The organism is Gimesia maris, assembly GCF_008298035.1.
Taxonomy (GTDB): Bacteria; Planctomycetota; Planctomycetia; order Planctomycetales; family Planctomycetaceae; genus Gimesia; species Gimesia maris.
In genome coordinates, this window is sequence record NZ_CP042910.1 from 1848709 (window position 1) to 1874220 (window position 25512).

The following is a 25512-nucleotide window of genomic DNA, read 5'->3' on the forward strand; positions in this document are numbered from 1 at the left end:
TCTTAAACAGAACGATGCGGTTCTCTGTTTGATGTATATGTTTTGATCTGTTTATCACTGCTTCCCGACTCCCAACAAGGAATTGATCATGAATGACGCCATATCCACACCGAGTCAACGCCCTCACACCGCACTGGTCTGGATTGGCCGTCTGATTGCTGCTGCCATGGCTTTCCTGTTCGGAATGAGCGGAGTGATGAAACTTAAAGGAGGCTCTGAACTGGCAGAAGGCATGACTCATCTGGGACTGCCCCACTCAATGGTGGTTCCGCTGGCGGTTCTGGAGCTGACCTGCCTGGTACTGTATCTGCTTCCCTGGACGTCGGTGTTGGGAGCCATTTTATTGACCGGCTATCTGGGTGGTGCGATCTGCACACACTGGCGAGTCGGCGACCCTTTTGTCGTTCAGGCGGGACTTGGTATACTGGTCTGGCTCAGTCTGTTCCTGCGCGACAAGCGATTGTGGAAACTCATTCCCTTTCGCTCACTGAAATAACCGTTGCGAGTGAAACTTCGCTTTCAGAAATCCTGGAGCAGTTAATCTCTGTTGAGTGTTGAGAGGTCTTTGAACGGCTTTTTAAAGGGTCTGTCAGCTGTGTAGCGGTGGGATGTCATCCACGAAAATTCGCGCTGATTGATATTGGCGGGGTCCGGTTCGGGCAGGGCAACGCCGTCTGCCTCGACATAGGCAGTGCGTACGATTCGTACCGGTTTTGCAGCGGGAGGCGCAAGTTCATAGTCGGTTCCTTTTGTCAAAAGGAGCCAGCTGTTTTCTCGAAACCCGGAACGGAGCCGTTGGCGGGCGGCGGTAATGAAATTCTGTTTTTGTTGCGGTGTTAAATCGCTTGAGGACTGAATTGATTTAACCAGTTTCTGAGTTTCCGAAATATCATAACTGACCCAGCCATACGGGGGCAGGAATGCTTCCATTTTACAATGAGATGGTGAGTTTTGGGGGTAGAGGGCCAGTCCATAGGTGACGCGCGTGGGATATCCCATGGCCCGTCCCATCGTTGCACATAAGCCATGGTAGTCACTGCAGTGCCCGCGTCGTTTGCTCAAGGCATGGTTGGCATCGGCCTGTAACGACGCGTTGATGTGATCGTAAGTCAGATTCTGGTCGATCCAGTTCATCGCCTGCGTCAATCCCGAACTTTTCTTTTCGGAGGCATTTCCAATCTGTTTGAGCACCTGTTGAAACTGCTGCTGATCCTCGATGGATTGAGGCGTCAGGTATGGTGCGAACTGGTCAGGCCAGTTGGAAACGGTGGTGACAGTTTCCGGCTCAAGTTGCCAGTTCAGGTTCCAGACCTTTGCCTGAAAGCGATGTGTTATAATCTGAGCGCCGTGTGGCTCGTGAAACTCAAAACAGGCAAAGCGGTTTCCGTAAATCGGTTCACTGGAAATTTGAGGTTCGACATTCTTCGGAAAAGTGCTGAATAGACTGTCCTCAATTTTCTGAGCAGTATCTGACTGGGGGACCGGAACCCAGACTTTCAATAACTTGCAATGATATGGCGGGGTCACAATGATCGAGAATTCTACCTCATGAGTGACGGGCTCACTTTTTTTCGCGGTATAGGCTGTGTCAGGTTTTAATGGTGACGAAATTTCTGCAGGAATAGTGGTGCGGGGAACCAGATTGATGATTAGAAAGAATACAAATAGATAAGAATATGATTTGTAATGACACATGAAATAAACTCCCCGTCTCAGTCTGGTTCTGATACTCAAATATTGGTAAGTTCTTTAGAATGATGGATTGTAATCCTGAAATGGGGGGCAGGCAATAGTGGGAATCTCTATCTCGTGATTTTGATTATTCAGAACAGACGACCAAAGTGCTGACGGGTTGATGGGTGACATCCAGAAGCGAATTGATTAAGCTGAGGGGACTGTGTTGTAAAAAGTCTCAATTTAAAATAAAGGAGTTGATCATGGCGATTAAACGAACAGGATCTGCAGTCTGGCAGGGGGGGCTTAAAGATGGCAAAGGAACCGTCTCAACCGAGAGTGGCGCGTTAACCGAACTGCCTTATGGTTTTTCCAGCCGCTTCGAAGGTGAGCAGGGAACGAACCCGGAAGAACTGCTGGGCGCTGCTCATGCGGGCTGTTTCTCGATGGCCCTTTCGAAGATTCTGGGTGATGCCGGTTTCACAGCCGACAAGCTGGAGACTTCGGCTGAGGTTTCTTTAAATCAGGTCGAAGGTGGTTTTGCGATTAACGCCGTTCACCTGACTCTGAAAGCCAGCGTTCCCGGTGCTGATGCAGCCAAAGTAGAAGAACTGGCCGGCATGGCGAAAGCCGGGTGCCCCGTTTCGAAATTGTTCAACGCCGAAATTACTCTGGAAGTAACTGTTGCCTAAGTAAATTCTGCTTTGGAAATACAAAACACCTCATCATTGAGAACTAACCAATGATGAGGTGTTTTTTTATGACTGGTTTTCGATAACAGTCTGTGGAGCAGTAACGCGATTTTCGTGTTCCGGGTCGGGGAGATTTCGACGGGTGGCCATTTTTCGCAGCACGACATAAAATACGGGGGTCAGAAACAGTCCAAATAGAGTGACTCCCAGCATACCGCTGAAAACTGCCGTGCCCAGTGCCTGTCGCATTTCCGAACCGGCGCCAGTGGCAATCACGAGTGGAATTACACCTAAAATAAAGGAAAAGGCGGTCATTAAAATTGGCCGTAAACGTAACCGGCAGGCATCGACGGCTGCCTGAAATGGACTCTTGCCTGTATCTTCTTCTGCTTTGGCGAACTCGACGATTAGAATCGCATTCTTACAAGCCAGGCCGATCAACACGATAAAGCCGATCTGTACCAGAATATTATTATCCATCTCTCGCAGCCAGATTCCAAAGACAGCGCACAACAGGCAGAGCGGCACGATCAGGATAACCGCAAGTGGCAGGATCCAGCTCTCGTACTGAGCGGAAAGCGCCAGAAATACAAACAGCACACACAACGGGAAGATATAAACGATCGTATTTCCCGCGGCTTTCTGCTGGTACGCGATATCGGTCCATTCGAAGCCAAATCCCGGTGGTAAGGTTTCCCGGGCAATACGTTCCATGGTGGCGATGGATTGCCCGGAACTGAAGCCGGTCTTTGTATCTCCGTTGATATCAGCTGCCGGGTAAAGATTGTAACGGACGATTCGATCCGGTGCCGTTGTTTCACGGAGTGTGACCATTGATCCGAGTGGAACAATCGCGCCGGAGCTGCTGCGGGTACGCAACCGGGCGATATCTTCGCGTTCATCACGATATTGATAATCCGCCTGTGCCGTTACGCGATACGTACGTCCCAGGAAATTAAAGTCGTTCACATAAGACGAACCAAGGTAAATCTGTAAAGCGTCGAAGACATTACTGATGGGAACATCAAGCATGCGGACTTTAGTACGGTCGATATCAGCATAATATTGAGGCGTCCCGATCGTAAAGTTCGTAAATACCTGGACCAGTCCCGGTTCCTGTCTTGCCTGGTTGATCACTGCATTGGTGGCATCCTGTAATGCAATCATACCGGCGCCTGACTTATCCTGGATCTGCATTTTAAAGCCGCCCCCCGTTCCAATCCCACGGACAGGAGGTGGGGGGATGACGAATACGTTGGCATCTTCAATTACACTTACCCGCTTGCGGAGTTCTGCCAGGACTGTTTCGACCGATTGTCCTTTCGTGGCACGGAGCTTAGCGTCTTCGAGTACAGGGAAGATAGCGGCTGAGTTGGAGCTGTTGGCGCGCGTTGCCCCTGAAAAACCGACAAACGACACTGCATTTGAAACACCAGGTACTTCCAGTGCCATATCGGTAATCTGTCGTGTGACCTTATCGGTTCGATTCAGGCTTGCTCCAGGGGGCAATTGAATTGCAATAATCAGATAACCCTGGTCTTGCGCCGGAATAAAACCACTGGGAACTTTTGTAAAACCGAACCACGTCAATCCCAATAGTCCGACATACACAATCAGCATCAGGAAGCTCAAGCGTAACACGCGTGAGACGATGCCTGCATAAAGTTCGCTGGTGAAATCAAAAACTTTGTTAAACAGGTAGAAGGGAAGATCGCGCAGGTAGACCAGGCCACGAATCAGACGGTAGCGGCTGGCTGAAGCCGTTTTATCAGCAGCCTTTCTGGGAGGGCGTAACAGCAACGCACACATTGCGGGGGTAAGCGTTAAAGATACAAATGTAGAAATAGCTGTCGAAACAGCAATGGTGATGGCGAACTGTCGATAAAACTGTCCGCTGATTCCGGCAATAAAAGCAGTGGGTACGAAAACAGCGATTAAAACCAGCGTCGTTGCGATCAATGCTGAACCGACTTCGTCCATTGCTTTTCGAGTTGCGTCTCGAGGCGAAAGCCCGGTCGCAATCAGTCGTTCGACATTCTCGACGACCACGATGGCATCGTCTACGACGATACCGATGGCAAGGACCAGTCCAAACAGTGAGAGGTTATTCAAGCTGAAGCCAATGGCATGCATGACGGCAAAAGTACCGACCAGTGAAATCGGGATAGCAATGGTGGGCACAATGGTGGAACGCCAGTTTTGCAAAAAGACAAATACAGTGAGCGTGACCAGCAGGCCTGCCTGCCAGAGTGTGGAAAAAACCTCGTCGATCGATTCTTCCACAAACGCGGTCGGATTGTAAATGACTTCGTGTTTTAATCCGGGGGGAAACTGTTGTGAAAGTTCTTCGACTTTGCTGATGATGCGTTCTGCCGTCGCGACCGCATTTGAGCCGGGGCGCTGAAACATGGCCAGGGCGACGGCGTTTTTGTCGCCTAGATAGCTGCGGACGGAATAGTCGGTAGCCCCCAGCTCAATTCGCGCAACGTCGTTCAGCCGCACGAGACGTCCTTCCTCGCCTGTTTTCAGGATGATTTCGCCAAATTCTTCTGCAGTTTGCAACCGACCGAGTGTGTTCACATTTACCTGAAATGCTTCTTTGGTTTCAGGTAGTGGCTGTTGTCCGATGACTCCTGCTGCAACCTGAATATTCTGCTGGCGCATAGCCTGTACGGCATCACCAGGAGTCAGGTCGAGTGCTGCCAGGCGTTCCACATCCAGCCAGACCCGCATGCTGTATTGTGTTCCTCCAAAAACCTGAATGTCTCCTACACCGTCCAGACGGGACAGGATATCGCGAATCTGCAGGTAGGCATAATTACTGATATAGAGTTGATCCCGGGAATCGTCGGGTGAATAGAGGTGGATCACCATCATCAGGTCGGGCGAACTTTTGCGTGTGGTAACCCCGATCTGACGCACTTCGGCGGGAAGAGTCGGCTCTGCGATGGCGACACGATTTTGCACGAGCACCTGGGCCTGGTCAACGTCGGTTCCCAGAGCGAAGGAAACGGTCAGTGTCATAGAGCCGTCAGTTGTTGCCTGCGAATCCATGTAAACCATATTGTCGACGCCGTTGATTTCCTGTTCCAGGGGAGTGGCGACTGTTTTAGAGATTGTATCAGGTGTGGCTCCCGGATAGCTGGCACGGACGACAACCGTGGGGAGCGCGACTTCCGGATACTGCGCGACAGGCAACAGGAAGTAAGCCAGGCTTCCCACCAGTAGCACAACCATCGATAGCACGGATGCAAAAATGGGACGATCAATAAAGAAATGAGGGAACTTCATGATTTATTGACCCCCAATTGATCGAGCTGATGTTCGAGCGCCTGCCTGATGAATGTTTGAAGAAATTCCAGGTGGTGCAGGAGCAGAACGGCGCGAGAGCCATTTCTCTGGTGGTACCGGTCGATAATCATCAGGTAAACCGGATTCAGAGGCTGCTTTGAGTGTTTCCAGAGTGGGATCGACGGTGACGCCAGGGAATATGCGTTGCAACCCGTGTGTCACGATGAGTTCCGATCCGTCCAGACCGGAGCGGATCACTCTTAAACCTTTGGCGATAGGCCCTAACTCCACGGCTTGTCGTCTGATCTGTTTCTCAGTATCAACCAGATACACATATTTTTCTGACTGATCACTGCCAATGGCACTGTCGGGAATGAGAATAGAGTTTTGGCGACCACTGCCAGGCAGGCGGACTTCTGCGAACAGCCCGGGAGTGAGCCTGTCATCATCATTTGAGAAGATGGCGCGGCCGCGCATCGTTCCAGTATTGGGGTCAATGCGATTGTCTACAAAATCCATATGACCGATATGGGGGAATCCTTTTTCATCGATCAATCTCATATAGACCGGATTTTTAACATCCCGCGAGCTTTTACGGGTTCCTTCACGTGAGAGACGGGCATATTTGAGAAAGGCCTGTTCGTCTGCATCGAAATAACAATGGATAGGATTGACTGAGACGATATTCGTTAAAAGTGTCGATTGTTCTGAGCCTCCACTGATCAGGTTACCTTCCGTTACATAGCGTCGACTGATGCGTCCGCTGATGGGGGCCCGAATTTGAGTGTACTGTATATTTAACTCTGCTGCTTCCAGGTTTGCTTTCGCTGTTTCGATGGCTGCTTCAGAAGTTTTAATTCGGGCATTCGAGGATTCAATCATGGCATCGGCTGCTGCCAGGTTGGCTTCCGCCTGTAATTTTTCACTTTTACTGACATCGACATCATCCTGTGTCGTGGCGTTTTTACGTGCCAGTTGCTGAACGCGGCTGACGCGCTGATCCGCCAGAGTTAACAGGGCGGCGGCATCCGCTCGTTCCGCCTGTGACTGTTTCAGCAATGATTTCGATTCAGCCAGCCTGGCATTGGCTTCTTCTAACCTTGCCTGGGCGGCGTTCAATTCTGCAACAAACGGGCGTGGATCAATAATCGCCAGCAGATCTCCTTTTTCGATCAACTGACCTTCTTCAAAATGAGTTGATTGCAGATAGCCGCTGACACGGGCCCTGACTTCAACAGCGTCGATAGCTGCCAGGCGTCCGGTGTATTCGTCCCATTCGATGACTGGCAAAACCAGAGGCCGGGCAGTGGTGACCTTGGCGGGAGGCGGAGCAACCGGAGGAGCGGCGTTCTCGTTACAGGCAGTTAAAATCAATGTCTGAATTAATAATACGAACAATGTCACTCGCGACATTAGCTGTTCTCCATGGAGTCTGTCTGGGGGCTTAGAGTCACCTTCCGATTGCATAAAAGAAACTCAGCAATCAGGTCCGGTCTCAATATTTTTTGAGCACTTTGAATTCGAGGAATTCACATCGGTTTCAGGGGGATAGACCCTGGTTTCGATAACTGGTTCGACTTAGAAGTTTCTGGTGGCATTTTTAAGAGCAAATACCGTATCCGAGGCTGAAAATGCAGTCAGGGGGCGCTGATTTCTGAATCATTCCCAAACGGCAGTGAAAAATATTTATATGTTGATATGATAGAATTCCAATGTTGAAACTTCCTTAATATAATAGAATTATATACTGACAGGTAAAAAATATACCAATCAACTTGGCGAGTCAAGTCCGATTGTGTACTAATCAGTAAGAAAAGGAGCAGCCTCAGTATGTCGGTTGGACGACCACGTGAATTTGATACAAATCAGGCATTAGACGATGCGTTAGATGTTTTCTGGCGAAACGGATATGAAGGTACGTCTATTTTGGAACTGACTGAGGCCATGGGTATCAATCGGCCGAGTTTATATGCAGCCTTTGGAAATAAGGAAGCACTGTTTCATAAGGCCATTGATCGCTATATGGAAATCCGTGCCTGCCATCTTCTCAGTGCACTGGACGAGCCAACGGCCCGGGCAGTTGTGAAAAAACTCTGGAGCGGAAATATTGAGCTGATTTCGAACTCAAAAAATCCACGTGGTTGTTTTCTGGTACAAAGCGCCCTGGCTTGCGGAGATGCCGCGGAGTCCATTCGCAAGGAAATGGTTAAACGCCGGTCCAAGTGTGAGAAACTATTGTGTCAACGGTTAGAGCGTGCGATCGAGGAAGGGGATCTACCCGCCGATTCCAATGCAGAGCAACTGGCAAAATATGTATCGACGGTGTCTTATGGGATCGCCGTACAGGCGGCAGGTGGAGCTGGGAGGAAACAATTGTGCGAAGTCGCTGATCTGGCTTTGCAGGCTTTTCCGGACTGAGTATAACTTCATCACAAATTCATCACGACGCAGTTGAGTATTCAAAACAGGGCGCGCTATACTGTAGTCTTCTCTGGCTGAAGAGTCATTTACAGAAACCATTTTTAATCACTCGCCTGAGGGAAAGAAATGTGATGAGTAACCTGAAACAGATTGCGGGGATCTTCTGTCTGCTTCTCTCTGGAACTGTTCTGCTACCTTCATTGTCGGCAGCTGAACCCGTTGAGGATCGAGCTCACAAACGCGTATTAATCATCGGTATGGATGGCACGCGGCCGGATGCATTGCTAAAAGCCAGGACTCCTGCATTTGACAGACTGATTCGTGAAGGTGCTTTTACCGATCAGGCACAGATATTAGGAAAACGTTATCAGAAAAATGATACAATCAGTGGTCCCGGGTGGTCGAGTATTCTGACCGGCGTCTGGGCCGACAAACACGGTGTGCACGATAATAATTTCAAAGGTAAGAACTACGAACTGTTCCCGCATTTTTTCAAACGATTGAAGCGGGAACGACCCGATGCACAGACAGCATCGTTCGTCTCCTGGGAGCCGATTCATAAATATATTCTATCAGAGGCAGATATTGCAGAGGTCGAGTCATTACCTCGAGCAAAAAAACAGATCGCAGATCTCAGTGCCTCTGCTTCGAAGCTCAATATTAATACCCGGGATGGGAAATGGCATCACCTGCTAGCTGTTCGAAAACAGGATGTCTTGCAGTTATATCTCGACGGTACTCAGATCGCTTCACTTTCTGGGGTGAATCTGGATTTTTCTCTGGGGGGAGCCTTTTATTATCTCGGAAGAGATACCCGTACCGGTCAGACCTGTTTTCATGGACAACTGGATGATGTAAGAATCTGGAAGCGGGCTCTCTCGGCGGAGGAAATCAAGCTATTGGCTAAATCAACAGCCGGGTCTGTTCACTCTGTCGATCGTAAGGGCCTGCTTGCAGAGTACATGTTTGAGAACTGTCCAGAGAGCGATGGTAAGGTCAAGCAGTTCTCTGATACGGCAGGTGATACGGGAGGACCTTTCCCGGCGAATGCTGTTTCGCCTACTTCAGAACTTCATAGAGTGAAGTTGGGATCCGGTGCTGAATCGCAGGCGTTAGATCTGGCTGCCGCAGGATCCAAATCGCATGGCTTGCGGATTGCTATGACAGAACCATTTCGAGATGTCACGCGATCAGACTTCACCATAGAAGCCCGTTTTAAAACGACGGATCAGGGCCGCAATATTCTTATGGGAAATTATGATGGAAAAGCAGGTGCATTGAATCTGGAGTTGCATCGGGGTAATACCGTACGGGTTTATGTTCAACCTCCTGATCCCCGTAATGCAGGGGCACTGAAGCGAGAAGGAGAACGGGATAAAATTATCGCAGCAAAGGCAGCACGCATCCTGAGTGAAGAGAATCCGTCTGCAATGTTTGTCTATTTTCATCAGACTGACGCGACAGGGCATGCGATTGGATTCAGCCCTGATGTTCCGGAATACGTTTCTGCCATTGAAAATGTGGATGCGTGTGTGAACACTGTTCTCAAAGCAATGCATTCCCGGCCCGATTATGAAAACGAGGACTGGCTGACGATTGTCTGTACTGATCATGGAGGTCTGAAACGCAGCCACAGCAACGGACACCAGGTGCCAGAAATTCGCAGGGTCTTTATGATTGTACATGGCCCGTCGGTGAAACCAGGGCGCATTCAGGAGCAGGCCTATCTGGTTGATGTGACAGCAACCGCACTGAAACACTTGCTGGGGAAAGTCGACCCACAGTGGCAGTTGGATGGCAAAGCGGTAGGATTGAAGGCGGAAAACTAAATTCGAGTTTGACGCAAAAAGGGGCTAAGTCGAAGAAACTGACTAAAGCCCCCCGGTTCTCATCGTTCAGCGATTGATCATTTTCATTGCCGCTTCGGGGTAGCGTTCGCCCAGAACATCGATTTCTGAGAGGGCACTGTCGATTTCGGCAAGATCACCTGCGGAGAGTTCGATGTCTGCCGCAGCGATGTTTTCCTTGAGGCGTTGCTGATTCGTGGTACCCGGAATGGGGACGATCCACGGTTTCTGAACCAGGATCCAGGCCAGTGCGATTTGTGCCGGAGTGGCCTGCTTGCGTTCTGCAATCCGGTTCAACAGGTCGATGAGGGCCAGGTTGGCTTTACGGTTTTCTTCAGCGAAGCGGGGAACCTTGTTGCGGAAGTCGGTGCTGTCAAATGTGGTTGATTCGTCGATCTTGCCGGTGAGGAAGCCTTTGCCCAGGGGGCTAAAAGGGACGAAACCTATGCCCAGCTCTTCGAGTGTGGGGATGATGGCTTCTTCCGGCTCACGCCACCAGAGGGAGTATTCACTCTGCAGGGCGGCGACCGGCTGGACCGCGTGGGCGCGGCGGATGACTTCGACACCTGCTTCCGAGAGGCCGAAGTGTTTCACTTTGCCTTCCGCGATCAGTTCTTTGACAGTGCCAGCGACTTCTTCGATTGGCACTTCCGGATCCACACGGTGCTGATAGAGCAGATCGATGTAGTCGGTCTGCAGTCGTTTGAGCGAAGCTTCGACGACGTTCCGGATGTGTGCGGGGCTACTGTCGAGACCGGTCTGTACTCCCTGGTCGTCAATGGCAAAGCCAAACTTCGTGGCGATGACAACCTGTTCGCGGACGAGAGAGAGGGCTTTGCCGAGGAGTTCTTCGTTGGTGAAGGCGCCGTAGACCTCGGCGGTGTCGAAGAAGTTGACACCCAGATCGACGGCGGCACGGAGCAGGGCGATACCATCCTGTTCTTCGACGGCGGGACCGTAGCCAAAGCTGAGACCCATGCAGCCAAGACCGAGGGAGGAAACTTCGAGACCGCTGTTGCCGAGTTGTCGTGTTTTCATGATTTTTCGCTTTCTATATTCTAATCACTGTTTGAGTGCTGTTTGTGGCTCTTTATCAAGCTTAGTCGTGTCGGAGAACAGATGCAATGAAAGGTAACAGGGCGTATGAGTCCTGCGATGCAATATCGTATTACACACCTAAAGGGAACTCTCTTCAGCTGTTTACCCGCAAACAAAAAACACTCAAGGTACAAGAATTACCTCGACGCTGTTGGCAATATCGTAAGGCTTTTTTCCCTGTGCGGTTTCCACTTCACCAACGATTCGTATCGTCAAAATATAGCGACCTGGTGGAAATGGATCACCCTTAGGGTTATCAAAGTCGGAAGACCCAGTCCAATTGTGCCCCTCCCACTCGAAAGAAATGGCATACACGCCTTTCTTGATTGTGCGGGCCGGTTTCTCGTTCTGTGGTCCAAGACCAAGATCCCGCAGCGAGTAGGATTGGCCATTACCCGAGATTTTCTCGAATGGAAACAAGCCACCTGGCCCCGGTCCCGACACAAACCCATCGTCTTGTGGACGTGGAATGACGTTGTAGATGTCTTGTTTGACACGAATCGTGTAATCAATGGTGATGCCCTTTGATACTTCAGCTAGGGAGAAATGATATGCCTTCTTTGAAAATTCGATGGAAATGATGTTATCGATCGTTCTATTTTTTGCAGTTTCGGGTAAGTCGAATGTGTCTGTGGATTTCCTTGAACAGCCAGTTATAACGATGGCTAAAACGATTTTTACGGCGGTACCTCTCGACGAAATCGTCATTTCATCTTCCTTTGTGCGAACGAACCTGCGTGTTCGCGGTACTGAATGCGTCAACATGTTTGACGTCGAAGCCGTAGGGAAAGTTCCAGCAATCAGCCATCTTTCGGACCGCGAACCGCTCCTGCTGTCGTTTTCTTCGGAGTTGTTGGTCGCCCTGACCGCTTCGGAATTTCCAAGATCTTTCGTAAATCCAACAACCGGTTTTATTAAGGCAGAGCCGATTGGAGCAAATCACTTCGAGAGCAGGCGACAACCGACAGAAATGTTGGTCCATTAAACCTGGGAGACAGAACGTCGTTTGACTTGTTAAAACAGACGTGAAACTCAGCGATTCCAATCAAAAAGCCCACCGCCGAAAACGACGATGGGCTTGTATGGTAAGTAAGTCGGGACGACAGGATTTGAACCTGCGACCTCTACACCCCCAGTGTAGCGCGCTACCAGGCTGCGCTACGTCCCGATTTGTGAGAAGCTCTGGCAGAATAGCTCAGAGTTCTATAACTTGCTGTTGATTCGCACTTTATCGCACGCTCGGACAAGAAATTCAAGATAACGGGGACACTTACCCGCTTTTGTGTGCAAAATAATTTTGTGCTTTCCGCAAATCTGCTGTTTTCACGGTCGATTTAGTCTGTCTCCGGCTTTGCTGTAGCGTCCCCAGGTCGATTTGGATCAAGTATAATAGATCGAGAGACGCTATGGTTAAATGTGATACGATCTAGACTATTGAAACATGGATTTGTGAAGAGGTTCGCAGATTTTCAGACGTTGAGCGTATTGGGTGTTCATACTTAAGTTGAAATATATAAATGACTTACGGAAGTTGAGCGGGGTTTGGCATGGAGAAACTTGTCTTGGCAGAAATTCAGGATCGCAGTAAAATCTCCGCTCTTCTATCGGGTTTCCCGACCTGAGGTCGAGTTTTGTGCCGTTCCCGTTATTTCTGATTCTAATAATCCATGTCCGATTCCTGTCTGTCCGATACCCCTGTTTTTTGGCGTGATACAGCTGCGAATACAAAGCGGCAGTGTCTGCTTGCGCTATTGGTTCTGCTGGCGTTTACGCAATCAGGCTGTGTACATCGGAGAATGACGATCCGTTCGATCCCCGCCGGGGCGCTGGTCAAAGTGGATGGAGATGAAATCGGCTATACGCCGGTCTCTGTCGATTTCACTTATTATGCGACACGGGAAATCACGTTGACCAAAGATGGCTACGAAACGCAGACGGTAATGCAGAAGGTCAAAACCCCCTGGTATCAGGTTTTTCCTCTGGATGCAGTATCAGACAACCTGCTGCCTTTCGAGGTGACCAATCGTCATGATTTCACCTACCAGTTGCAGCCCAAGGTGGTTGTGCCGACGGAAGAGCTGTTAAACCGTGGGAATATGCTGCGCAATGAGACACAGATCGGGCAGTAACCGAAATCAATGTCGTTACTGCTGCGCTGATTTTTTCAGCATGAATTTCAGAAGTGAATTACTGTCCTCATAGGATGTTGAATGTCCCTGTTGGGGACGATCAATCAACAGGATTCGTCTGTTTAACTGTTTCAGTATCCGAGCCAGGCGACGCGCACTGTCCGGAGGCACCAGCTGATCCTGACCGCCAACGGAAATACTGACGGGCATGGTGAACTTTTCCGGCCAGTATTCGGCACTTCGTTTTTTATATTCGGTGGGAATTTCCTGTTTGGTGCCTCCGAATGATGCCTGGATGGCGGGTTGGAATTTGTCATACTCCAGATGATTGGCAGTAGGATTCATCGCGGTGACCCCATCAATGAGTTCGGGATGCAGAGCTGCAAAGGTCAGGCTGGATGAACCGCCCATGGAACCGCCACACAGATAGACCTGACTGATCTGATATTGTTTTTTAAGATCCGCAATAATCTGGACGAGGTCTGCTTCTGCTTTGGGCCCCATCCAGGAAGTACGGGCGCGATAGTCGGGTGAGACATACAACATCTGATGCTCTGCTGCAAAGTCGCGGGCTGCCTTACATTCGCCTCTCATCTCTTTCACAAACTGCCAGCGATCCGATCCGTGACCGTGTAAAGCAATCAAGGCAGGATGAGGCTTCTGTTCATCAAAGGGTTTCGGCAACATGAGGACGTAGTGTTGCAGACTCTGATCACAGCTGGCGGTGAATGCAATGTCCTGAGGAGCAGACAGTCTTTGTGCGAGGTCGGCTGCTTGAGTTGATGTGTTTATTAATAAACAGCATGCGATGTATGTTAAACCAGTTTGATATAGTTTCTGCTTGTCAATATTCATATTGGTCTGTGGTTTACCAGAAGAGTCCAAAAATGATCCAGAATGAAATGGCGATTAAGACCAGGGCGTACCAGTTCGGATTCAAGTATTGCGGCGTTGATTTTTTGAAGGGACTGATTTGGATATCCAGCAGTTCCTCCCGGCTTTCTGTGAGCCAGGTCTGTTCTTTGATTACGTCATCCTGTTTCAATACCAGTGCACTCTCTTTTTCCAGCCAGCCCCATTTAATCGCTGCTAAAAACATGGCAAGGGCAGTGACCAGCATCGAAGCCGGGAAGGCATACCATTTTTCGGTCAGTAACGGGCTGAATAGTTGATGGTCGACCAGTTCGCGGTCGATGAAGCCGAGTATTCCAAACGATGAGCCGGCGATCAGCCCCACCAGACCGCTCTGGCGAGGAACGCGAGAAAGAACTCCCAGTAGATAGATGGTAAACAGCGGCGTGACAAAAATCGGAATCAGTGTGCGAAATGCCTGGATCATATTGTCATAGCGAACAATGAAGGGGATATACAGGAAACCGATTAGCAGGATGCCAACAGTCGCCCAGCGAGTGACTTTAAGGTAGTGTTTTTCCGTTTGATTGTTACAGATCCAGCATGCATAGATATCGCGTGTAAATAATGCGGATAACGCAGAGCCGATCGAATCGAAGGTACTGATGGCAGCAGAGAGGATGCCGGCGACCACCAGTCCTTTGAATCCGGGGGCCAGAAACTGGTTGGCATAATACGGGAATAACTGGTCTGGAGCGGAGTGCGCTGTAAATTCGGGGACCAGGACACGCCCCATGACACCCATTAACGTCGTGCCGATCATGATGGGCATTATCAGCAGACAGCCGAACAGAGTTGCCATTTTCATATCCCACAAAGAGCGGGCCCCCATCAGTCGCATGGTCTGCGTATGGTTTACAGTGTAATAACCCAGGCCAATGATCGACCAGCCCATGACGATCAGATAGGGGGAAGTAGACTGGCTGTCCTGAAACTGTCCGATGTGCAGCCAGTTGATCAGTGGTTGCCCGTTGGCATCAGTTGACTCTGAGAGCTTTTGAACGGTGGCTGCCCAGCCTCCACTGGCTGACCAGACAGCAAAGAAAATCGTGATGCCGCCAGCGATCATGATCAGGCTCTGCAAGGCATCTGTCCAGACCACGGATGTCAAACCTCCCCAGGTCGTGTAGGCGGCGGTGAAAATGACGAGAAGTATGATCAGGGACCAGCATTGCAAGGGAGTGAAATCTAGAATTCCCTGCAGCATGAGATAGATTGACCAGATCATCAGGCCGAGCATGCTGGTGCGATACTGAATCTGAATCAGGGCGCTGATGGTGCGAATCGATTTTCCGAAGCGTGTTTCCAGGTATTCCGCGTTCGTGTAAAAGCCACCTTTGTAGAGTACCGGGACCACTACAAACGAAGCCAGGACAGCACCGCAGACACTGGCGAGTGTAAAGGCCGTAATGATGTGCATGCCATGATTATAAGCGTAACCGGTTAATGAGACGGCGTCAGCATTATCGACACTGGTAGCGAATATAGAAAGTCCGAGTCCCCACCAGGGAAGCGAACGACCTCCCAGGAACCAGTCACTGCTGGAGTGGGTGCTGCGAGCCAGGTAAAACCCGAAGGCGATTACCGACCCATTAAGCAAGAACACGATCATCCAGTCCAGCCAACTCATTTGAGAGATCCCTTTTGCTTCGAAAACTGTGGTTACGCAAATGTTTTCAGAACATCTGTTTCCACATCATGGGCGAGACAGAACAGGATATCGCCTTGACTGGTCAGGGTGGGGCCACGATGGGCTATGGCGATTCCCTTTGAAGGGGCGTGGATGATGGTCGGTTCTCGATCAGGGCGTTCCAGAAAATGGAGTGCCCCTAAGGGCTGGTCTACGGAGACATCCGCGCCGACATCGACGAAGCTTTCGAAGATACCTGATTCCGGGGCGAACAGATAATCTTCCGCGTCCAGAGCCTGAATCCAGCGAGTCGGTGGCAACCCCAGATCGGAACGCGATGTCTCTTCACCAGCGAGAACTTTCAGATGAATGAGCACATTCTTCAGTCCAGACTGACAGAGTCGATGTACGGCGGCGTTGGTGACCTCTCCACCTCCCATTTCTGTTGTGACGACGGTCTTGCCCATGTTTTCCGCTTCGACAGGCAACAATCCCTTGCCGGCGATGTCGGCATAGAGGAAGGAAAAATCGGTATTATAGGCTTCCGTTGCAGCCGCCATACGGCGGAGTTGTTCACGATTTTCGACCAGATGCATATGAGCGCACGGATAGAAATAGACGCCTCGTCCTCCTGTGTGCAGATCGATGACGACATCAACACGCGGAAAGATTTCATGGGTCAGGTAATGAGCCATGATCTCTGTGACAGTGCCTTCCGCATTTCCGGGGAAGCAGCGATTCAGATTTTTTCCATCCAGGGGAGAGAGTCGAGTCGCAGATTTGGCTGCAGGGATGTTGATTGCGGGGATAAAGATAATGCGTCCTGAAATATCGTCCAGGTTCAATTCTTTCATCAGTTTCATGATGGCGATCTGCCCGGGATATTCATCCCCGTGATTTCCCGCCATCAGCAGTACAGTCGGACCTTCGCCGCTTGCCATTGTTGAGATGGGAATCTGTAGCTGTGCCCAGCCACTTAAATTGTAGGAGAAGGGGATGTTGAGTGTCCCCCATTGGATGCCGGTTTTATCGAAATCAATCCTGGTACTGATCGGAGTTTGAGTCATGTTGAAGCTTCTATTGATATGTGGGGAAACCGGTCTGATATTAGTTAGATTCAGCGACGATATGTGCTGCGACAAAATCTTCATTCAGAGTGATGCCAAGTCCGGGACGGTTGGGAACCTGAATGACTCCATTTTCTGCCTGTACTTTTTCGAGAGTCAACTCATGGCGGAGTGGTTCATCTTCGACGCAATCTTCGAAGATGAAGGCATCTTTGCAGGTGGCCAGCCAGTGCAGGCTGGCGGCGACAGTAATCGGACTGGTATAACAGTGGTTGCAGGGACGGGCACCAATTTCCGCGACTCTTTGTTTCAGGTAACTGGCCTCAGTAAAACCATTGCGGGCCAGATCGATCTGATAGACATCCAGAGCTCTTTGTTCGAAGTAGGGGCGAAACGATTCACGACCACACTCTTCTTCGCCGGCAGCGATGGGGACGGGAGAACGATCTTTCAGCCACGCATAACCGGCGATGTCATGAGGAAACAGCGGTTCTTCAAGCCAGCCGATATTGTAATCGGAAAAAGCGTGTGCCCGCTGTAACGCGGTACGGGCGTCCCAGACACAGCCGGCGTCGATCAATAAAATCCCATCGCCCATCCCTTCGCGTGCTCCCGCGACCAGTTCAATATCAAGCTGTTCCGACTGCCCCATTGGTTCCCAGCCGAATTTGACCGCAGTGTAACCGTTTTCAATCCAGCGCTGGCCGATGTCACAGGTTTCCTGACCATCCTTACCAAACAGGATCGAAGCATACGCCTGGAATTCGGTGTGATATTGTCCTCCCAGCAAGCGATGAATGGGTTCTTTAAAATGTTTGCCCTTTAAATCCCAGAGTGCCATATCAATGGCTGCCATCGCGGTGATCGTGACGCCGGTTCTGCCGAAGTACATGGTATGGCGATACATTTTCTGCCAGAGACGTTCTGTTTCGAGTGGGTTTTCACCGATCAGCAGTTCGCGCAATCCACAGGCGACATTGTGACTGTAGGGAGCGTCAATGATTGCTTTGACGACTTCTGGAGAAGAGTCGGCTTCTCCGATGCCTTCCAGGCCTGTATCTGTTTTGATACGAACCAGTACCGAATCCTGACAGCTGGCTGTTTTGTTGGTGACAGAACCGGAACGTAAAATCTGACAGGTGATTTGTTCAATTTTCATTGATGTTGAGAGCCTTGGCTGAAAAGAACTATGGGAACAGTAAATTAAGAGATCATCTCTTTGACGACGCGTCCGTGAACATCGGTTAATCGAAAGTCTCGGCCGGCGTAGCGATAGGTGAGTCGTTCGTGATCGATACCAAGCAGGTGCAGCATGGTGGCATGCAGGTCGTGTACGTGAACTTTATTTTCTGATGCTGCAAAGCCGGTTTCATCGGTGGCGCCGTGGACGTGTCCCCCTTTGACACCACCGCCGGCCATCCACATGCTGAAGCCGTAGTGGTTGTGATCGCGTCCGCTCATCGAGGGGAGTTCAGCGACCGGTGTCCTGCCAAATTCGCCTCCCCAGAGCAGGAGTGTGGAATCGAGCATGCCGCGTTGTTTTAAATCAGTCAGGAAGGCGGCAATGGGCTGATCCCATTGACCACACAGGCGTCGCAAGCTCTTTTCAATGCCGCTATGGTTATCCCATTCCTGTCCGCCACTATGCCAGACCTGAATGAAACGCACCCCTTTTTCCAGCAGCCGCCGGGTCATGAGCAGTTGTCGTCCCTGTAGACCGTCCCCATACATTTCCTGTATATGTTTGGGTTCTTTAGAGAGGTCAAGCACGTCCGATGCTTCAAACTGCATACGATAGGCCAGTTCAAATGACTGGATTCGCGCTTCGAGCAGTGAATCATGGCCGCGCTGTTCCAGATGTCGCTGATTGATCTTCTGCAGCAGGTCTAACTGGCGCCGTTGTCGTTTTGGTGTTTGAGGGTTATTGATATTTTCAATCAGACGGGAGACAGAAGTTTCTTTGGTGTCGAGATGTGTTCCCTGGAAAGCGCCGGGGAGAAAGGCGGAACGCCAGTTTTTGGGACCGACGACGGGAAAGCCGTTCGGACAAAGGACGACAAAGCCGGGCAGGTTTTCATTGAGTGAACCGAGCCCGTAATTCACCCAGGAACCGAAGCTGGGACGGGGCAGTGCGTTATCACCGCAGTTCATGAGCAGCAGCGAGGGCTCATGATTGGGGATATCTGAATGCATAGAGCGAATGATGCACATATCATCTACGTGGGCTGCCGTTTTGTCAAACAGTTCACTGACTTCGATGCCAGACTCGCCATACTTTTTAAACTGGAAAGGAGAGCCCAGTGCACCGGCTGTTTTACGCTCTGTTGGCAGATTTGGATTGGGAAGGGGCTTACCGTGATATTTTTTGAGTAGCGGTTTGGGATCGAAGGTATCGACATGCGAAGGCCCCCCATTCATGAATAAATGCACGACCTGTTTAGCGGAAGCCGGATGATGTCGTGTAGCTGGTTTTTCTCTGGTAGAAGCCTGGGCATTTTCCCGCGCAGTGAGTTCCGCGAGTGCCAGCATACCTATTCCCATACCGGAACGAGTCAGCATTTCGCGCCGTGAAAACTGCGGTGCAAATTGTGTGGGCTGATTGAATGACATGATAAATCCCTGCCGGTTAATCGATAAACTGAAATTCGTTAGATAGCAGCAGAATCTGAGCCAGGCTCTGCCAGGGAGTAACTGGTACAGGTGCTGGCTTGCGAAAATCCTGGGAATAATTCCACAGTTGCGGCAGTGGTGGCTGCCGATCGTTTCTGGAAACGGCTGTGAATTCAGGTGCCTGAATTTTAATCTCCGGCGACCAGACAAATGAATCGAAGCCAAGGTGCCCGGCAATATCGACGACAAAATCGATTGTCTGATTTTTCTTTAGTTTGATTGTCTTGATATCGGTTTTCGCCGTACTTTGATGCAATGTCCAGGGGCCGATTGCCAACTGATTATTGACCAGTACTCGACCGCGGATTCCATTTCCCTGTGGCAGTTCATGTTTGAGAGTTCCTGTCAGCGACACGGTGATGTCTTCAGGAGCGCGCCAGCGGATTACGGCGACATGATCCAGATCATTACCGGGGTGCCCGCCGGTCTGGTCTAAAAAGACCCAGCCGATTTTGGGGTCGGGTAATCGGTCTCCCCCCTGATACTGTTTACCATCCCAGTGGGGCAGAGGTTGGAAATCACTCACAGTTTTTGTTTTGAGGTCATAGGAGGCGTAACCGTATTCCCATTCTGGTCGGATCGTTTCAGGTTCGGGTTTGATCTGATCTGTTTTGAGGAATTCCAGTATCTCGTCGAGTTCTGTTTGTGTGGGATCACGCTGGAGTATCGTTTGGTAGAGTTTTTGAATTCCCGCTGTGGGGGTTTCTGCCTGTCTCGATTCATGCCCCAGGATGCGTGCGGATTTCAGGACAAGGGGGTGGTTCATCAGAAACAGCGACTGACCGGGAACCGAAGTCGAATTGCGGGCGCCGGTACTGACATCGGGAGAAGGGAAGTCGAATGTCCGGAGCAGACCGGGAACCTGCTGGCGGTCAATGAAAGTGTAGAGGGTACGTCTATGGTTGGAAGCAGAGGTGATCCCCGAGATCGATTTACCGCCGACTGTTTTATCCAGTTGATTGCTCACCTGGAGCAGCGTATCACGCATCGATTCGAAGTCCAGGCGGCGGCGATTCATTCTCCATAACAGTTTGTTGGCGGGATCAAGTTTCTCTCCCGTTTCGTGTGAGACGCTTGACTGCTGGTAAGTTGCAGATTGCATGATATAGCGATGAAGTTTTTTGATCGACCAGCCATTTTGCATGAACCAGCTGGCGAGGTGATCCAGCAGCTGCGGATGAGAAGGATGTGACCCCTGAATTCCGAAGTCGCTGGGGGTGTCGACAATTCCCTGTCCAAAATGATGTTGCCAGACACGATTCACGATGACTCGCGCAGTAAGTGGATTTCGGGGAGAAGTAATCGCATTCGCCAGTTCCAGTCTGCCACTTCCCTGCTGAAATGGTTTATCCGATATCTGATCGAAAAAACTGAGGAACTTTCTGGGGACGGGTTGCCCCGGTGATCCGGTGTTCCCCCGTTTGAAGACGCGTGGTTCAATGAGATGATCGGCATCACGGAGCGTCATCATTTGTGCGAGTTCGACCGGAACCTTCGCGCGTGCCTGATCGAGTGCAGCATTCAGTTTTTTTACTTTCTGCTGAAGCTTTCTATCTGGAAAGAGTTTTAAAACCGTATAACCGTGCAAGGGAATGACCAGTGGTGAATGAGGGCTGTAAAACGTTTTCAGGTATTCTCGCTTGACGATCGGGAATGTTTGCTGATGATGTTTCTGTCCTGGTTTTCTGGCTACAACAATTCGATTGGTCCATTCGTCATCAATCTCATGAAAGAGATTTGCATAGCCGCGAATGATGTCATCAAATTGCTGTGGATTATTTTTCAATAAAAAAGAAGCGATCAGGTATTCCACAGAATCAGGATGAGAATTCATCATTGTCAGCTTGAGTTCCTCAATCGCCCGGGAAGCAAACATTTGCTCAGGGACGCTTTCCAGCTTCTGCCAGATCGAAAATACCGGGTCCTCGGATTTTTCCGCGATGTCCAGAAATTCCTGCCAGAGCAGTAAGGTTTCAGGGTTGAGATCATTGCCATCTACAATGACATCGAATTTCACAGTATCCGGACCCTGTCTGCGTGACTGTGCGACGATCAGGTATTCTGACAGGCGTTTCGAAGTATCCTCTAATACTTTTTTGTGTTGACCTTGATACAGGTCGTTCAGCTCTCTGGCTGCCCGTTGTATCTGAACAGCTTTTTCCTGAAGTTCAGGCGAGAGCTGGTCCTGGTTGCGAAATGGAAGATCGAGTGGTTCAAGTGAATTTCGAAAGACCCCATACAGCGAGTAATAATCTTCGATGGACACAGGGTCGTATTTATGATCGTGACAACGGGCACAGCCGACGGTGAGCCCTAGAAATCCGCGCGTGACCACATCGATGCGGTCAGAAATGATGTCGTGAATATCATTTTTGAAGCGTGGGCCGAGAGTAATGAAACCAAGGGCTGCCTGTGATTCATGAGGCAGTTCTTCTTTCAGGTAATCGGCGGCGAGTTGTTCAAGTATGAACTGATCGAAGGGCTTGTCCTGATTGAAGCTGTTGATAACATAGTCGCGGTATGTGTAGGCAAAGTGGAAGGCAGGTTTTTCGAAAAAGACATACCCTTTGGTATCCGCATAACGTGCCAGGTCGAGCCAGTGTCTGCCCCAGCGCTCGCCATAATGCGGAGAAGCGAGTTGTGCTGTGACTGCAGTATCTACCCTTGATTGCTGGTTATCGGCTGTGAAACTCTGAACCTGCTCCCGGGTAGGCCGTAAACCCGTCAAGTCCCAGAAAATACGTTTCAGGAGTACGGCAGAATTCGCGGTCGGGGCTGGCTGCAGCCCTGCCTGTTCCAGTCGAGAGAGAATAAAATAATCAATGTCATTTTGTGGCCAGTTATTATTTTTGACACGGGGAATGACGGGGTCTTGAATCGGCTGAAATGACCAGTGTTTTGTGTAGTCAATTGTGGTTGGCTGTTTTTGATTTGCTGATTGAGGCCAGATGGCTCCCTGTCTGATCCAGGTTGACAGGATTTCTATTTCTTCTGCTTTCAGAGATTTTTCAGGCGGCATTTCCAGTGATTCGCGTCGGACGGCACTCATCAGGAGACTGTTTTCCGGATGATTCACTTTCACCGCCGGTCCACTTTCCCCTCCCTTAAGCAGTGCGTCGCGGGAATCGAGTCTCAGCTCGGCAAACTGTTTTTTCACGCCATGACAGTCCTGACAATGTCTGATTAACAAGGGACGTACATGCTGTTCGAAATACCGTTCTTTTTCGCTGAGATTCAGCAGAGGGCTTTCTGCTGACGCGAATTCGAAAGGTGAGATCCAGGTCAGGGTCAGGAACCAGATCAGACTGTGCAGTAAAAGTTTCATCGCATGATTTTCCAGATAGTTCAAATCGGATTGCCTGTTGAATTATTCGATATGATCATCAATCGTTTGTAATACTTCTGTCAGACTGCCTTCACGCAGCGCCTCGATAATCGGCAGGTGTTCCTCATAGATTTGAATCGGTTGCTGGTATTTCAGATGTGACTCTCGAAAGTGTCTTCGGATGCGTGATACCATCGCCGACCAGATGGCCAGTAGATCGGGAGAATGGGCACGCGTGACGAGGGAACGATGAAAGGCAATATCATGTTCCGAGATGAGGGCAAAATCATTTACTTCACATGCCTGTTTCATCTTTTTCAGAATCGTTTCCCATACGAGAAAGTCGTCTTCTGTCAGTTGGTCGAAATAGAGGCGTATGGCATATTTTTCAATCGTGCAGCGAAGCGGGATGATTAATTCCGTGATTTCATTGGGAGCCGAAGTAGAGACCAGCGCTCCCTTATTCCGATCGGTTTCGACGACACCTTCCCACGCCAGTTGCTGGATGGCTTCCCGAATCGGACCTCGACTGACAGAGAATCGTTTTGCCAGGTCCACTTCACGCAATCGTTCTCCCTCAGCAATCCTGCCTGAGAGAATATCTTCACGAAGCCGTTCCACGATTTGTTCGCCCAGTCCCCGGACCAGTTGCGGTTCATTCATTTGTATTCCCTGGACAGTAATAGTTCGATGCGTGAAACGGTCGTTTAATGTTAATTGTTAACAATCTGAAGTCAAAAGTAAAATGAAAAGAAAGGGAATGCAGACAAATATATCGTAACATGTAGTTGCAGTGTACTAATGAGTACGTGTCTTTGGTTTCAGGAGAGTATCCTCGCCGATGTCTTGCCGGTTAAAGTGAAACTCAGGGAAGGATTTGTAAAGTCCAGTTCATTTTCTGTGAGATATGGTATTGTAAGAACTATTTATAAAAGGACTTGTGGTTATTTATCGCAGGTGATTCAAGGGTTGCTGATTTCGTGATATCTGATTAGAATGCCATTCTGTAATAATATATATAACTGTACTAAAGTGTTGTTGATGCTGTTTTTCTTTTAAAAACATATCAAAAAACTGAAATTATTTGGGAAGAAATGGGGTCTATGTCACTATATGCATATAGAGGGTGTTATTCATTTTTGTGATAAGCATCAATGAACTCATCATGGAAATGCGCGAGCTCACTTGCTTAATAAGCACACAAGGTTAGGGGACTAGTGCCTGCTTCCTTTCATTGTGTATGTGGGCTCGTGCTTTCTTTTTGTCTCCCGCCATTGCAGGTCTCAATACAAAATCTCACTGGAAGACTTTGCATGGCCACAATGCACTGATGGCAGCATCAAAATAACGCCATCAGATGATTTCAGTTGGGAGCACCATTCCCAATCATGTGCAGGCATATTTCTGTAATGGCTATTCCAGTAGCGTGGAGTTCTGTCTTTCCAGTACATCAGGCAACCTGTTCCGCAATAATCTACTACTCTGGTTTCGCCGCCAATATCAGAAAATGCGTTCACGATGTGATGGTCATCAAACAGGCCGCCGACATATTGTGATTCTGTATGACGATTGCGATAACATCCGGAGACTGCGTTCGGGGGGACCCAGTCAGCTGTCAGGTTTGAGATTAAATTCACACCTGCTTCCAGTGGGACCAGGATGTCGTCTTCGATCAGCCAGTGGATATCCCCTCGCATTTCAAACCGCAATCGATTGCAAGCCTGGGCCATGAAACGAGCCGTTTTGTCTCTGCGTTCTTTTTCATCAGAAAAAGTGATAGAAGTCGGGTGTGGCAGAATTCGAATTGTTTCAAATGTATTGACGTAGCGGCTGACTTCGTCTCTCATTTTTCTCAGTGTGCTGGTGTTGTTTGTATTATCGAGAAGCACCAGTTCAACAGGTTCAGGGCTGTTGATCAGGTTTACTGATTGTGAGATGGCTGAAATCCACTGCGGAAAAAAATCAGCGACTCTGCCACTGATAATCGATCCGATACTGAGACGCGAACAGATTTGCCGCATCTGTGGCAGCAGGATTTCCTGGCGCTGCTGGTACTTCGTCTTGATATTTGCTGACCAGGAGTCTGCGTGCTGACGATATCGTAGTACCGCGTTACTGCGTACCGGTGTGCCTAACCGGGAACCTCGTAATGCCAGATCCCAGTCCCACATGGTATTGATCTTATTTCGCCAGCGGCCAGCAGTTTCAAATGCCTGGCGGTTCCAGAGTGCTGAGGTATTCACAAAATTTCTTAACCAGAGACGACCATCTGTCCATTCAGGGGCATTCCAGAGTGTGGAGTAGTCTCCAAACGCTTCTGCACCCCCATATGCAAATGGGGTGTCCGGCGACATCTTTTCAAGATGTTTTTTCACATAATCTAACGGCAGGATATCATCTCCGTCCAGAAACAGGAGGTAATCACCTCTTGCGATTTCCGCACCCCGATTTCTTGTTTCACAGACACCGGTATGGCAGGGAGACTCAAGAAGAATCAATCCCCGATTCTGATACTGTCGAGCGATGTTGATTGAATCGTCAAAACTGCAGTCGTCGGTATAAATCACCTCGCACGGGATGGTCTGATTGAATGCGGACTCGATCGTCTCTGCCAGGTAAGCTGAGTTATTGCGAGCTGCAATGACTATGCTGACCTTTTGAGAGCATGCTGGAGTAGATTTAATATGAGGTTTCTGCTGTATGACTGCCTGAGTGTCATACGGCCATATCGCGTTTCCAACCATGAGTTTAGCCCT

At 49.7% G+C, this 25512-nt stretch carries 19 protein-coding genes and 1 tRNA gene; 6 read left to right on the forward strand and 14 right to left on the reverse strand.

Annotation, left to right across the window (positions count from 1 at the left end):
* Nucleotides 1–88: 88 nt before the first annotated feature.
* On the forward strand, nucleotides 89–496 hold the full coding sequence (locus GmarT_RS07045) for a DoxX family protein (RefSeq protein ID WP_002648559.1): 408 nt from the start codon (nucleotides 89–91) through the stop codon (nucleotides 494–496).
* Between the two features lie 41 nt (nucleotides 497–537).
* Here the strand turns inward: GmarT_RS07045 and GmarT_RS07050 are convergent, their stop codons facing one another.
* Nucleotides 538–1695, reverse strand: coding sequence for a transglutaminase-like domain-containing protein (locus tag GmarT_RS07050; protein ID WP_149302504.1), 1158 nt, complete (start codon nucleotides 1693–1695; stop codon nucleotides 538–540).
* A gap of 242 nt (nucleotides 1696–1937) precedes the next feature.
* Between GmarT_RS07050 and GmarT_RS07055 the strand changes: the two genes are divergently transcribed.
* Nucleotides 1938–2366, forward strand: coding sequence for an OsmC family protein (locus GmarT_RS07055; RefSeq protein ID WP_002646117.1), 429 nt, complete (start codon nucleotides 1938–1940; stop codon nucleotides 2364–2366).
* Between the two features lie 66 nt (nucleotides 2367–2432).
* Here the strand turns inward: GmarT_RS07055 and GmarT_RS07060 are convergent, their stop codons facing one another.
* Complete coding sequence (locus GmarT_RS07060; RefSeq protein ID WP_002646116.1) at nucleotides 2433–5657, reverse strand: efflux RND transporter permease subunit; 3225 nt, start codon at nucleotides 5655–5657, stop codon at nucleotides 2433–2435.
* 3 nt (nucleotides 5658–5660) lie between these two features.
* On the reverse strand, nucleotides 5661–7070 hold the full coding sequence (locus tag GmarT_RS07065) for an efflux RND transporter periplasmic adaptor subunit (RefSeq protein WP_002646115.1): 1410 nt from the start codon (nucleotides 7068–7070) through the stop codon (nucleotides 5661–5663).
* Nucleotides 7071–7487: 417 nt separating this feature from the next.
* Here GmarT_RS07065 and GmarT_RS07070 point away from each other — a divergent pair, with 417 nt between their 5' ends.
* The gene (locus tag GmarT_RS07070) at nucleotides 7488–8075 is read left to right on the forward strand and encodes a TetR/AcrR family transcriptional regulator (protein WP_002646114.1); all 588 of its coding nucleotides are present in this window, start codon (nucleotides 7488–7490) and stop codon (nucleotides 8073–8075) included.
* Between the two features lie 134 nt (nucleotides 8076–8209).
* Nucleotides 8210–9907 (forward strand): LamG-like jellyroll fold domain-containing protein, encoded by a 1698-nt coding sequence (locus GmarT_RS07075; protein ID WP_002646113.1) that lies wholly within the window; start codon nucleotides 8210–8212, stop codon nucleotides 9905–9907.
* A gap of 66 nt (nucleotides 9908–9973) precedes the next feature.
* Here the strand turns inward: GmarT_RS07075 and GmarT_RS07080 are convergent, their stop codons facing one another.
* The gene (locus GmarT_RS07080) at nucleotides 9974–10963 is read right to left on the reverse strand and encodes an aldo/keto reductase (protein ID WP_002646112.1); all 990 of its coding nucleotides are present in this window, start codon (nucleotides 10961–10963) and stop codon (nucleotides 9974–9976) included.
* A 183-nt stretch (nucleotides 10964–11146) separates the two neighbouring features.
* On the reverse strand, nucleotides 11147–11731 hold the full coding sequence (locus GmarT_RS07085) for a hypothetical protein (protein ID WP_002646111.1): 585 nt from the start codon (nucleotides 11729–11731) through the stop codon (nucleotides 11147–11149).
* A gap of 55 nt (nucleotides 11732–11786) precedes the next feature.
* Here GmarT_RS07085 and GmarT_RS07090 point away from each other — a divergent pair, with 55 nt between their 5' ends.
* The gene (locus tag GmarT_RS07090; protein ID WP_002646110.1) at nucleotides 11787–12008 is read left to right on the forward strand and encodes a hypothetical protein; all 222 of its coding nucleotides are present in this window, start codon (nucleotides 11787–11789) and stop codon (nucleotides 12006–12008) included.
* 109 nt (nucleotides 12009–12117) lie between these two features.
* Here the strand turns inward: GmarT_RS07090 and GmarT_RS07095 are convergent.
* Nucleotides 12118–12191: transfer RNA gene (locus GmarT_RS07095), tRNA-Pro, on the reverse strand.
* Between the two features lie 499 nt (nucleotides 12192–12690).
* Here GmarT_RS07095 and GmarT_RS07100 point away from each other — a divergent pair.
* Nucleotides 12691–13152, forward strand: a complete 462-nt coding sequence (locus GmarT_RS07100; RefSeq protein ID WP_002646109.1) for a PEGA domain-containing protein — start codon at nucleotides 12691–12693, stop codon at nucleotides 13150–13152.
* Nucleotides 13153–13167: 15 nt separating this feature from the next.
* On the opposite strand, the gene GmarT_RS07105 is transcribed toward GmarT_RS07100, so the two are convergent.
* The 8 genes from GmarT_RS07105 to GmarT_RS07140 all read right to left on the reverse strand — a co-directional run bounded on the left by GmarT_RS07105 (nucleotide 13168) and on the right by GmarT_RS07140 (nucleotide 25500).
* A complete protein-coding gene (locus tag GmarT_RS07105; RefSeq protein ID WP_157158935.1) occupies nucleotides 13168–13839 on the reverse strand; it encodes an alpha/beta hydrolase family protein in 672 nt (223 codons plus the stop codon).
* 181 nt (nucleotides 13840–14020) lie between these two features.
* Entirely contained in the window at nucleotides 14021–15694 is a 1674-nt protein-coding gene (locus tag GmarT_RS07110; RefSeq protein WP_002646107.1) for a sodium:solute symporter family protein, read from the reverse strand.
* Nucleotides 15695–15726: 32 nt separating this feature from the next.
* Nucleotides 15727–16761, reverse strand: a complete 1035-nt coding sequence (locus GmarT_RS07115; protein ID WP_002646106.1) for a succinylglutamate desuccinylase/aspartoacylase family protein — start codon at nucleotides 16759–16761, stop codon at nucleotides 15727–15729.
* A gap of 40 nt (nucleotides 16762–16801) precedes the next feature.
* Entirely contained in the window at nucleotides 16802–17920 is a 1119-nt protein-coding gene (locus GmarT_RS07120; RefSeq protein ID WP_002646105.1) for a mandelate racemase/muconate lactonizing enzyme family protein, read from the reverse strand.
* Nucleotides 17921–17964: 44 nt separating this feature from the next.
* Nucleotides 17965–19371 (reverse strand): DUF1501 domain-containing protein, encoded by a 1407-nt coding sequence (locus GmarT_RS07125; RefSeq protein WP_002646104.1) that lies wholly within the window; start codon nucleotides 19369–19371, stop codon nucleotides 17965–17967.
* 16 nt (nucleotides 19372–19387) lie between these two features.
* Nucleotides 19388–22756, reverse strand: a complete 3369-nt coding sequence (locus GmarT_RS07130) for a PSD1 and planctomycete cytochrome C domain-containing protein (RefSeq protein ID WP_052301248.1) — start codon at nucleotides 22754–22756, stop codon at nucleotides 19388–19390.
* A gap of 42 nt (nucleotides 22757–22798) precedes the next feature.
* Entirely contained in the window at nucleotides 22799–23419 is a 621-nt protein-coding gene (locus GmarT_RS07135) for a GntR family transcriptional regulator (protein WP_002646102.1), read from the reverse strand.
* Between the two features lie 620 nt (nucleotides 23420–24039).
* Entirely contained in the window at nucleotides 24040–25500 is a 1461-nt protein-coding gene (locus GmarT_RS07140; RefSeq protein ID WP_002646101.1) for a glycosyltransferase family 2 protein, read from the reverse strand.
* Nucleotides 25501–25512 lie beyond the last annotated feature (12 nt).